General features: G+C 45.0%; 6 protein-coding genes. All 6 read left to right on the forward strand.

The genetic code is table 11. The annotated features are described in order from the left end of the window. Positions 1–30 precede the first annotated feature (30 nt). The 6 genes from LZG74_RS05460 to LZG74_RS05485 all read left to right on the forward strand — a co-directional run bounded on the left by LZG74_RS05460 (position 31) and on the right by LZG74_RS05485 (position 12,814). Positions 31–2,433, forward strand: coding sequence for an ABC transporter permease (locus LZG74_RS05460; protein WP_233795584.1), 2,403 nt, complete (start codon positions 31–33; stop codon positions 2,431–2,433). 28 nt (positions 2,434–2,461) lie between these two features. Beyond that, positions 2,462–4,873 carry an ABC transporter permease gene (locus LZG74_RS05465; protein WP_233795585.1) on the forward strand — a complete coding sequence of 804 codons (2,412 nt, stop codon included), beginning with the start codon at positions 2,462–2,464 and terminating at the stop codon, positions 4,871–4,873. A gap of 12 nt (positions 4,874–4,885) precedes the next feature. Then, the gene (locus LZG74_RS05470; RefSeq protein WP_233795586.1) at positions 4,886–7,261 is read left to right on the forward strand and encodes an ABC transporter permease; all 2,376 of its coding nucleotides are present in this window, start codon (positions 4,886–4,888) and stop codon (positions 7,259–7,261) included. 27 nt (positions 7,262–7,288) lie between these two features. Beyond that, positions 7,289–9,721, forward strand: a complete 2,433-nt coding sequence (locus LZG74_RS05475) for an ABC transporter permease (protein WP_233795587.1) — start codon at positions 7,289–7,291, stop codon at positions 9,719–9,721. 116 nt (positions 9,722–9,837) lie between these two features. Next, complete coding sequence (locus LZG74_RS05480; protein ID WP_233795588.1) at positions 9,838–10,248, forward strand: hypothetical protein; 411 nt, start codon at positions 9,838–9,840, stop codon at positions 10,246–10,248. A gap of 184 nt (positions 10,249–10,432) precedes the next feature. Beyond that, positions 10,433–12,814, forward strand: coding sequence for an ABC transporter permease (locus tag LZG74_RS05485; protein WP_233795589.1), 2,382 nt, complete (start codon positions 10,433–10,435; stop codon positions 12,812–12,814). Positions 12,815–12,842 lie beyond the last annotated feature (28 nt).

The following is a 12,842-nucleotide window of genomic DNA, read 5'->3' on the forward strand; positions in this document are numbered from 1 at the left end:
ATTGACGTGCAAGTCAAACGCCTAATAGCCATGTTTCAAAACTATCTTAAAATCGCACTCCGGAACTTACTGAAACACAAGACATTCAGTTTTATCAATATATCTGGGGTTGCCATTGGCCTTGCTTGTTTTTTGCTTTTATCTCTTTATGTTAAAGACGAGCTGAGCTATGACCGTTTTCATGCAAATGCCGAACGCATTTATCGTTTGAACCGGACATTCCTTTCCAAAGACGGTACCGAATCGCTTCGTTTGGGACATGCAGCTCCGCCATTTGGTCCTTTGGTGAAGCAGGATTTTCCTGAGGTTGAGCAGGTTGTGCGGTTGCTTGAAATGGGCGGGCTGATTGAGTACGGTGAGAATATTTATAATGAAAATGATGTTTTCGCTGCCGAGGCCAACATTTTTAAGCTTTTCTCTTTCAAGGTGATCCAGGGTAACCCCGACAAAGCGCTTGAAAATCCCTTCTCCATCATGTTTTCCAAAAAGATGGCGGAGAAATATTTTGGCAAAGAAAACCCGATCGGAAAGACTGTTAAGCTGGAAAACCAGTTTGACTGCACTGTAACGGGTGTTTTTGAGTCTTTGCCATCTCAATCTCACTTTCATCCCGAAGCATTGATTTCCTTTTCTACACTGAATGACGACCGGGTTTATGGAGCTGAGGGTTTAAGGTCAAACTGGGGGAATAATTCGTTCTCGACATTTTTGCTTTTACCTAAAAATTACGATCCCCAAAAGCTGGTAAAAGCCTTTCCGGCATTCCAGAACCGCCATATTGATCCCAAAGCGTCCACTTACTCGGTGCTTAACCTGACAAAACTTACAGACATACATTTGCGCTCGCACCTTGATTCAGAAATTGAATCCAATGGTGATATCCAATATGTTTACCTGTTTTCAGCCATCGCAATTTTCATCCTGGTCATTGCCTGCATTAACTATATGAACCTTGCCACCGCGCGTTCCGCTACGCGGGCCAAGGAAGTGGGGATGCGCAAAGTGATTGGCGCGGTAAGGCACCAGCTGGTGCGGCAGTTTTTGAGTGAATCTATTTTGCTCGTTGTCGTGTCACTATTCTTCGCCATTCTGCTCGTTGTCATATGTCTCCCGTTTTTGAATGACTTTACACAAAAACAACTTTCTTTCGATGCATTACTGGATCCTGTATTCCTGAGCATTGTGCTGGCTATCACCTTATTCACTGGCGTGATAGCAGGAAGTTATCCGGCATTCTTCATGACTTCATTTCAGCCGCTAAGTGTTTTCAAAGGTCGCATTGCATCTGCATTGAAGAATGGAAAACTACGTCAGGGCCTTGTGGTGACACAATTTGCGATTGCCGTTGTGCTGATCATTTGTACGGCGGTGGTTTATAATCAGATGAAATATGTAAAGAATTACAAACTGGGTTATTCCAAAGATCAAATGGTGCTATTGCGTGCCGGAAGTGATTCGGTTATTAACTATGAGAGTATTAAGCAGCAGTTAAAGGCAAACAGCAACATTGTGGAGGTGGGACGATCATCACGCATTCCTTCGGGCCGTTTGCTGGATTCCTGGGAGGCCTATGTCATGAAAGGCGATTCCATGGCACCGGCAGATATTGGCGTGAAATCATTGTCTGTGGATGAAGATTTTATTCCGGCATATGAAATAGAAATGGCAGCCGGACGGAATTTTTCGAAAGCTTTTTCGACAGATAAGACCAACGGTTTTATTTTGAATGAGACTGCCATAAAGCAGTTGGGCTGGAAAAATCCTGCCGACGCTGTTGGTGCACGCTTTGGTTACGGCGAGATCCGCGGCCAGATCGTGGGCGTTACCAAGGATTATCATTTCGAATCACTTCACCAGAAAGTGGCTCCTATTGCCATGTTTGCACAAACAGACCGGTTGGGCTGGATGTCGGTGCATATCTCGGGTGGTAATATCAAAGAAGCTTTGGCTCACATTGAGTCCGTTTGGCAGAAACAGTTTCCTGACCGGCCATTTGAATATGAGTTTCTGGATCAAAAATTCGGCGTTTTGTACGCAACAGAACAAACCCAGCAGCTGCTTTTCGGTATATTTTCGGGCATTGCGATCTTCATTTCCTGCATGGGCTTACTGGGTTTGTCGATCTTCATGGCGGAAATCCGGACGAAGGAGATTGGTGTACGAAAAGTGCTTGGTGCGTCAGTCACCAGTCTTGTGATCTTGCTATCCAACGATTTTCTGAAATTGGTGTTGGTTGCCATTGTAATTGCTTCACCCATAGCTTGGTATGCAATGAATTCCTGGTTGCAGGACTTTGCTTATCATACAAACATTCATTGGGGCGTATTTGCATTTGCAGCTGTTATTTCTGTCGCGATTGCCCTGTTTACCATCAGTTTTCAAAGCATAAAGGCCGCGTTGATGAACCCGGTCAAATCATTAAAAAGTGAGTAAAATTTAAACCTGATCATATACATAACACATGCTTAAGAATTATTTTAAAATTGCCGTTCGAAATCTCTGGAAATACAAAACCAATTCTCTTGTGAGCATCATAGGGCTTTCACTGGGGATTGGTTGTTTCCTTTTGCTGGCCACCTATGTCCTGCACGAAGTCCGTTATGACCGCTTCCAGGTCAATAGTGCTGATATTGTAAGGGTGAATTTGTTTTATCAATCCGGTGACAGCGAGCCGGTGAATGTTGCAGTCACACCCACGGCGGTGGCGCCTGTTTTTGCGCGCGAGTTTGGTGAAATCAAAGAAGCGGTCCGGCTTTATCCTTACAGCGGTGGGGGAGCAGTGGCTGTCAAATATGATGATAAGCTCTTCAATGAGAAGAAAGTCCTTTTTGCGGACGCCTCCTATTTCAAAATTTTTCCTTCCGAATTTATCGAAGGCGATCAGGCTACGGCGCTTGCGCAGCCCAATTCAGTGGTTATAGACCAAACCACTGCCAGGAAATATTTTGGTGACGAAAGCGCAATCGGCAAATCGGTGTTGATGAACGAGAATCTGACCATGCAGGTAACTGGCGTGATTGCCGACATTCCGTCATATTCACATATAAAATGGAATTGGTTAGGCAGTTACAGCACATTGCCCCGCTCCAAAACGGAAACATTTGATGCTGCCAATGAGTACACTTATTTGCAGCTGCAACCACAGGCGAACATGGGAGCATTGCAGGCCAAGGTGGATCAGTATGTAGCCAAAAACCTGAATAATCCGCAGGACCCGTCTACAAAGCTAAGGTTTGAACTGGAAGCATTTAACCGTATTCACCTTTATTCCAACGTCTCTGCGGGATTGGAGGCCTCGGGCAATTACAAATACGTTTATATCCTCTCGGGCGTCGGCTTGCTGATTCTGGTTATTGCCTGCATTAATTTTATCAATCTCGTTACAGCCAGGTCTGTCGTTCGCGCGCGTGAAGTAGGTGTTCGGAAAGTGATGGGGGCCGACAGAATGCAGGTTTTTCGTCAATATTTATTTGAATGCGGCCTCATTACGATCCTTGCGATTGTGATAGGGTTGCTTATTTCCTTTCTGGGTTTTCCAATTCTTAGCAATCTCACAGAAAGTGCATTGGGGTTGGGCATCTGGCCGGCTTATTCCGTCATCCTGCTGATGATCGGCTTGGCTGTTGTTGTGACTTTGTTGTCGGGACTTTATCCGGCCGCGGTGCTTTCCGGCTTTGAGCCTATTAAGGTGCTGAAAGGGAAAATTCTTGCAACCAATAGTGGCTCCGGCTTGCGCAGCTCGCTCGTTGTTTTCCAGTTCACCGTTTCGATCCTTTTCATCATCGGGACGATCATTGCCAACCAGCAGCTTCATTTCATTCAGAACAAAAATCTGGGTTTGAATCCTTCGCAGATCATTGTTGTGAACATGGGCACCGGCATTTCCACCGGGAAATTGACGACGATCAAAAACGAATTGCTTACTAATCCCATTGTTAGGTCGGTTACCGCCTCTTATGATTCGCCGCTTAATGTGCAGGGCGGCTATACCATCACTGCCAGCGACAAACCGCAGAATTTCCAGTTGAACATTACTGCCATTCCGGTAGAAAAGGATTTTGTGCCAACACTCGGAATGCAGCTCGTTGCCGGTCAGAATTTCAACGACACCGATATTTTACAGGCAACAGCGGATTCGGCGGCGTTAAGGAAATTTGCATTCATACTCAATGAGTCCGCAGTAAAGGCGCTGGGCTGGACGGCAGAAACGGCCATTGGCAAATTAGTTAGCATGAATGGCAGGGAGGGAGCAGTGAAAGCAGTTGCCAAAGACTTTCATTTCAGATCATTGCACGAAAAAATAGGTCCCATCGCCATCATTCCGGAATACAATTATTTTGGAAAAATAATGGTGAAAATTGCGGGTAACGAATCAACGCAGGCCGTAGAACTGCTCAGGAAAAGCTGGAAAGAAAACTTCCCGATGCGCCCATTTGAATATCACTTCCTGGACCAGGAATTTGATGATATGTATAAGGCAGAAAACCGTATTTCTTCAATTCTTGCATTATTTTCTGGCATTACCATTTTCATAGCATGCCTGGGGCTGTTCGCATTAATTGCTTTTATCTCAGAGCAAAGAACCAAAGAAATCGGTGTCAGAAAAGTGCTGGGCGCTTCGGTTGCAAGCATTGTCCTGTTGCTTTCGAAAGATTTTGTGAAACTAATGCTGATTGCGATCGCAATAGCGGTTCCGGCTGCTTGGTATGGTATGAATAAATGGCTTTCCGACTTCGCTTACCAGATCAAAATCAGTCCTTTCACATTTGTATATGTCGGGCTTGCAACCATAGCAATCGCCTTGCTCACAACTAGTTTTCAAAGCATCAAGGCCGCTTTGATGAACCCCGTAAAATCGTTGAAGAGTGACTAAATATAAAAGCCAATGCTTCAGAACTATCTCAAAATTGCCCTGAGGAATCTTGCCAGAAACAAGACTTACTCTTTCATCAACATTTTTGGACTGGCGGGCGGAATGGCCGTTTCCATGCTGATCCTTATGTTTGTAATGCACGAGTTTAGTTTTGATAGATTTCATACAAATCACGACCGCATTTACCGGATCCTTGCGCGGGTGAAAATGGGCGACACGGACCTGCAGTTCAATTCGTTTTCGACAAAACTCGGTCCGTTTTTGAAGGAGTATAATCCACAAGTTAAGGATTATGCACGCGTTAAAACCATTGTGGATAAGGTGGTTATCAAAAATCCTGAAAATCCGTCACAAGTCTTTTTTGAGCAGAATGTAATGTTCGCTGATCCCTCATTTCTGCGTTTTTTTACATTCAAACTGAAAGAAGGAAATCCAAAAGCGGTGCTGGAAAATCCCTTCGACGTGGTCATCTCGGAGCGTGCTGCTGAAAAGTATTTCGGAGCAACAGACCCGATCGGCAAAGCACTGATTTACGAAGGAAAACACCCGTTGCGTATCACCGCCGTTGCCGAAAATCCGCCTTCCAACTCCACTTTTAATTTTGATTTCATACTCTCGTCGCTGACATTTCCCGCGCTGAATGATCATAATAAAAATGCCTGGGACAATGCGGGTGCATTCAATACTTATCTGCTCCTGGATTCTGAGCAGTCGGTGGCGGCGGTGGAGAAAAATATCAAACGGGAAGGCATGCGCACAGGTGCATTTGACAATGAGGCCAATTATGTGCTGGAAAGCTTCGCCACAACGCATCTGGGAAATAATTTCAATGAATCCGGCAACTCGAAACTGATCTCCATTTTTGCGGGCGTCGCTTTGCTGATCCTGTCACTGGCGCTTTTCAACTACATGAGCCTTACCACCGCCCGAGCCACTTTGCGCGCAAAAGAAGTAGGCGTTCGCAAGGTGATAGGCGCGGGTAGGAGTGGCCTCGTTCGTCAATTTTATGCCGAATCGGTCCTGGTTTGTGTGCTTGCGTTTTTGCTTGCCTTCATCTTTGTATATCTGTTGCAGCAGCCTTTTTACGACCTGCTTAACCTGCAAATAGATGCCTCATTTCTTATCTCTCCTTCATTTTTAGGCTTTTTGGTGATCCTGTTATTGTTTTCAGCATTGGTGGCCGGAAGTTATCCTGCGTTGATTTTATCCGGGTTTGCACCTTTGGATGTCTTGAAGGGAAGATTTGGAGGAAACCACAATGGCGCTACTTTACGCAAGTTTTTTATGGTCTTCCAATTCACTGTTTCCATAGCGCTGATCATTTGCAGTTTGGTTGTAAAAAACCAGCTGACATTTATGCAAAACAAAAAGCTGGGTTTATATAAAGATCAGATCCTGAGCATTCCGCTTTCGGCAACGGTTGCAAAAAGTTACTTTCCGCTGCGGGATGAAATAAAACAACAAGTTGGTGTCCAGAATGTTACCGTAACCAATGCCGGGCTTTTCAAGGGCTATAATATGTGGTTTGTCAAAAACTTCACCACAAAAATAGATGTCGGGCTGGCGAACATGGTCACTGATAATCAATTTGTAAAAACGCTTGGCCTGAAATGGAAAACGGAACCGGCGGCCGGGGTGATGAAAAACCGCAAACACGTATTACTGAACGAAACGGCGATCAAGGAGCTCGGTATCAAGGGGAATCCGATCGGCCAGATGCTTGGCGAAACGGATGAAATCGCTGGCATTGTGCAGGATTTTCATTTCACTTCCTTGCAGAATAGCATTAAAGCCATGGAATTGATCGTCGTGAGCGATACCACGAACATTCTCAATTTTCCGGGGTCGAACGGTGTGCTCTACGCCCGCCTGGATCCGGCTGCGAACATTCAGGATAAAGTAACATTGATCCGGAAGATTTTTAAAAAATACGACCATGAAAAGCCATTTGAATACTATTTCCTGGATGAAGCTTTCAATGAGACATTCAAAACCGAGATCCGGATGTCGACAATGTTCTCTGTCTTTACAGGATTGGCGATTTTTATTGCCTGTATGGGCCTGTTTGGTCTGGTAACCTTTACGGCTGAAACCCGTACCAAGGAAATCGGCATTCGTAAGGTGCTCGGTGCGTCCGTTTCGGCAATAGTCGCATTGTTGTCCAAAGATTTTGTAAAACTGGTTGTGATTGCAATTGTTTTCGCCGTGCCGGTTGCCTATTACTTCATGGATAAATGGTTGCAGGATTTTACTTATAAAATTCAGATGCCTGTCTGGATATTCGCAGCAGCAGGCAGCCTTGCCATTGTCATTGCATTGATTACCATTAGTTTCCAAAGTATCCGGGCCGCATTGATGAACCCGGTCGAATCTTTAAAAAATGAGTGAGCAGGCCTTGGCCAAAAACCGGAACTTATGCTTAAAAATCATCTCAAAGTTGCATTGCGGACCATTCTGCGTTATCGCAACTACACCATTCTCAATGTATTGGGCTTGTCTGTGGGTGTGGCCGCCTGTTTGTTGCTTTACGTAGTATATTCCTATGAGTCGGGATTTGACAAATTTCACAGCAAATACGACCGCATTTACCGGATTGTAAAGCAAACGGATTACGCGACCGGACAAACCGATTATACGCCCGGCAGTCCGTTGCCTTTTTACGCAGCATTAAAAGTGGACGTGCCGCAATTTGAAAAGCTTGTGCCGGTCTATGGCACGCTCGAACCACAGGTCACGGTGCTAGGCAAGGATGCCAATAATCAGACTTCCGAAAAAAAATATTACGAAGATGATGACGGTTTACTTACTGTTCCAGAGTTCTTTGATGTCTTTGATTTTCCATTCTTAGCAGGCTCGAAAATGGTTTTGAAAGACCCCAATGTGATCGTGCTTTCTCAGCGGCGTGCCGAAAAATACTTTGGCAACTGGCAAGAGGCCATAGGACAATTCGTTAAGATCAATAACAAAACAGTGATGAAAGTAGGCGGGATCCTGGCCAATCCGCCGATTAACACGGATTTTCCCGTTGACATGGTGGTTTCTTATGAATCCAAAAGACAGCAGCCCCAGTTATTTGGCTTCGGGGGCTTCGAAAGCTGGGGCGGTACAAGCAGCAATGATCAGCTTTTTGTGCTTCTGCCTGAGAATGTCGCACCGGCCAGCATTGACAAGCTTTTGGTAAAATTTGTTTCCAAACATTACAATAGCAAGAAGGATAATTTCAAGATAAAGCACTTCCTCAGCCCGCTCGCAGACCAGCATTATGACGACCGTTTTGTCAATTATTCCGACCATATCATGGGTAAGGACGTGCTCTGGACGCTCGTAGTGATTGGAATTCTTATTATTTCAATGGCTTGTATTAATTTCATCAATCTGGCCACTGTCCAATCTGTGCGTCGTTCAAAAGAGGTTGGTGTGCGGAAGGTGCTTGGAAGCGGTCGCTCAGAACTGATACGGCAGTTTTTAAGCGAAACTGTCCTCATAGTTGGTTTTGCGGTCGTACTTGGCGTGTTTATTGCCATGCTTAGCATGCCTTTACTTGGTAAAATATCACGTGTTCCTGCGGACCTTCCCGTCGTAAAAAATCCTCAGCTTTGGCTTTTTATTGGCGCTCTCACTATCATCGTAAGCTTTGTTGCGGGATTCTATCCGGCGGTGGTGATGTCGGGTTTCCGGCCGATAGAAGCGATTAAAAGTAAGATCGCAAACCAGTCGCTGGGTGGTGTTTCCTTACAAAAAGCGCTTATTATCATTCAATTTGGCATTTCTCAAATTCTGGTCGTAGGCACCATTGTGACCATTGCGCAGATGAAATACATCGGCAACCTCGATCTTGGATTTGTCAAAGAAGGAGTCTATTCCGTGAATCTGGACGAAGCGTATCAAACCCGTTTTGAAACATTAAGAAATGAACTCCTGCAAAGCCCTGACATCTCTTCCGTCAGCTTCTCATCCGATGTTCCTTCTTCTGATGATAACTGGTCCGGCAATTTTGCTTTTGACAATAAGGGAAAAGACGAGGATTTTCAGGTTTTCAACAAATTTGCCGACCATCATTATTTCCAGGCTTACGGGATGGAATTCGCGGCTGGCGGGCCCTATCAGGCAGGCGATTCCATCGGTTCCTGCGTTGTGAATGAAACATTTCTGCATAAGGTCGGGATTAAAGATCCGCAAGAGGCCATTGGAAAAAATATCCGTATGGGTGGCGGAGAATGGCAGCCTATCGTTGGTGTCGTAAAGGATTTTAAGGCTAATTCAGCAAGGGATGCCGCCAAGCCGATCATGATCATGCCTGTGCCAAAATTTTACTGGCTCGCGGGAATCAAGATCCAGACCAAAAACGTGTCAAGGGCAGTTGGTGAGATCGAAAAGATACATGCGCGCGTGTTTCCGGAGGTGACTTTACAAGGGAAATTTTTTGATCAGAGCATTGAGGAGTTTTACAATCAGGACCGGCAATTGAGCTTACTCTATCAGATTTTCGCGGGGCTTTCCATCTTCATCGCATGCCTTGGATTATTTGGGCTAGCCACATTTATGGCCCAGCAGCGCATGAAGGAAATCGGCGTACGAAAGGTGCTTGGTGCATCTGTATCCAGCATTGTCGCATTGCTTTCCAGAGACTTCCTGTTGCTGGTATTTATCGCCATTGTGCTTGCGTCGCCCGTTGCCTGGTATTTTATGAATAAATGGCTGCAAGACTTTGAATATAAGATTACTATAAGCTGGTGGATGTTTGCCATCAGCGCTGTAACGGCCATTTTCATCGCATTCACGACGGTAAGTTTTCAGAGCATTAAGGCTGCATTGATGAACCCTGTTAAGTCGTTAAAGAGTGACTAAACGTATATTGCAGACCGATTAATAATTCTGTGGGACTTAGTATTGAAGTTTTGGCCAATATTTAGTAATATTTGTTGTATTATGGTCATTTTTAATTATCTCAAACAACTATTTATATGCGCCGTACGCTCTATTATTCCCTGATTTTTGCATTAGTGCTTTTCACGCAAGCTTGTGTGGATCACGAGCTCCCTGGAAATCCGCCTCAGTTGGAAACGCTGAAATGGACTTCGGGTAACGGTTGGAAGTGTAGTTACACTTTTAATCTGGACATTAAGGATGTGGGCACGAAGACAGTGAAAGAGTATGGAATCGTTTACACTACAACAGGAGTTGGTAATCCCCGCGTAGGTAATCCTGTTGTTGAGAGTGATATGAAAGAAGTTTTTCCGATGCCATTTCTTCCCGGGCCTAAGCATAAGTTATCCGGAGAAGTTTGTGGAGGTAATGTTTATTACCGTGCTTATGCTATTTTAGAAGACAACTCGGTGGTCTATGGAAATGAAATAGCATTCAACTATAACTAAGATTTTTCCTGTGTTCAGGTTAAAAATTAGCTGTCCGATTTCGGACAGCTAATTTTTTTGTTTTAAAGGATAATCATTTATTAGTCAGTTAGTTGTATTCGATGTAAAATTTGGCACATATGTTTTGATTGTGCTCAGAGCGCTCAGCGGGCGCTTCCTCTATAATTTTTTTCGACTCATAACCATGCTCAGAAACTACCTTAAAATTGCCTTTCGGAATTTGTGGAAGCACAAAGTGTTCTCTTTTATCAATATCATGGGACTTACGGTCGGGATGTCGGCCTGTTTCCTGATATTTCTTTACGTGAATTTCGAGCTGAGTTATGACGCGTTCAATACCAAGGCTGATCGCATTTACAGGCTGGTAACCGATATCAAAACGCCTTCGGAGACTATTAATGCGGGTATTACATCGTGGGCGTTTGCGCCGAACATTAAAAGTGATTTTCCCGAAGTGGAAGCTTTTACGCGCGTGAGCAGCGGCAGCTTTTTAGTAAGAAAAGGAGATATCAAATTCCAGGAGGAAAAAACGCTTTTCGCCGATTCAACCCTGTTCCAGGTTTTTGATTTTAAACTAATAAAAGGAGATCCTAAAACTGCTTTGAAGGAACAATTAAGCATTGTTTTTACAGAAAAGGCGGCCAAAAAATATTTCGGAGACGCAGATCCTATTGGCCAGACATTGTTGCTTTCGGGCGAGGGCTTACCAGCTAAGGTAACGGGCGTAATGAAGGATATTCCCGAAAATTCGCAGATCAAAGGCGATATGATCCTCTCGATGACAACCATGACGCAGCGCTTCAATAAAGGACTTGACGATCAATGGGGTAATTTTGGCGCAACAACCTATTTGTTACTCACTCCTGGTGCGACAAAAACGGCGCTTGAAAGCAAATTTCCTGCATTCCTTGAACGGCGCGCTGGGAAAACAATGAAAGAGTCGCAAATGTATTACAAGCTTTTCTTGGAGCCGCTGCGTGATGTATACCTGAAATCGACCAGGGACGCCGAAGAGTCGGGCAGCATGAATAATGTTTACGTGTTCTCGGTTGTGGCCATCTTTATCTTGCTGATTGCCTGCATTAATTTTGTGAATCTTACTACGGCGCGTTCGGTGGAGCGCGCGAAGGAAGTGGGGATTCGCAAAGTCGTAGGTGCGCCTAAGATGCTTGTAGCGAGACAGTTTATCAGCGAATCCATTCTTTTGTGCTTGATCGCATTCGTCTTCGCCGTCGTGCTCTCCACTGCATTGATCCCGCTCTTCAATAACCTTTCCGGTAAAATTATTAGCACCGGAATTCTTGATAACCTGCCTTTTGTGGCTGGAATGTTCGTTGCTGCGGTGATTATAGGGATCGTAGCAGGGATATATCCGGCTTTGGTTTTGTCTTCATTCGAGCCCGTAGTTGTACTGAAAGGTCGTTTTACGACAAGTGTTAAAGGGATATTGTTAAGAAAATCATTGGTAACCATTCAATTTGCAATATCGATTGCATTGATCATTGCGACCATTGTGGTTTACATCCAGATGGATTTCATGCGGAACCGTGATCTTGGGTTTAGTAAAGACCAGATGATGATCGTGAACTCCCAGGGCGATCCCAAAAAAGATGCATTCAAGCAATCGCTGGCGGACCTGACGGGCGTAAAGTCCACAGCGACATCTTCCAGCGTGCCGGGCAGCGGTAATCCGGGCGCATACTCAGAAATTGAGAACAAAAGCGGGGATTTGCAGATCGCAAACCTGGACCTGTATTTCGTTGACTTTGATTATATCCCGCAATTTGGCCTGAAAATGGCTGCCGGACGTCCGTTTTCAAGGGATTTTGGAACCGATACGACGCAGGCAATGGTGATGAACGAAGCCGCCGTAAAGTTGTTTGGTTACAGCTCGCCGGAAGAAGCCATTGGTCGCAGGTTTAAGCAATGGGGCCGTGAGGGCAAGATTGTGGGGGTTGTTAAAGATTTTCACTTCCGGTCTTTGCAGGAAACGATTAAGCCATTAACCATGCGCATTGAGCCACGCGGCAGCGAGCTGGTTTCCATCAAAATTGATGGAGGCAACATTAAGGAAACCGTTGCGGCTGTGGAGCAAAAATGGAAGACGGTCATGCCAAACCGTCCGTTTAGCTACTATTTTATGGACGAGTTCTTCGACCGGCAGTACAGGAGTGAAGAGCGTTTTGAAAAGCTTTTCTTCAATTTTGCCATCCTCGCCATCTTTATTTCATGCCTCGGATTGCTTGGTTTGGCCTCTTACAGCACCATGCAGCGCACAAAGGAAATCGGCGTGCGGAAAGTAATGGGAGCCTCAACCGGCAGCATTGTAGGGTTATTATCCAAAGACTTTTTGAAATTGGTGCTCATTGCATTTGTGATCGCTTCGCCAATAGCATATTACGGAATGTACCGCTGGTTGGAAAACTTTGCTTATAAGACCGACATTTACTGGTGGATCTTTGCAGTTGCAGCCTTTTTATCAGCGGCCATCGCATTCGCCACTGTGAGTTTCCAGAGTATCAGGGCGGCGCTGATGAATCCGGTGAAAAGTCTTCGGAGTGAATGATTATTCAATGAGTGAATGAGTGAATTTA

This window comes from Dyadobacter sp. CY327, from assembly GCF_021390415.1.
Classification (GTDB): Bacteria; Bacteroidota; Bacteroidia; order Cytophagales; family Spirosomataceae; genus Dyadobacter; species Dyadobacter chenhuakuii.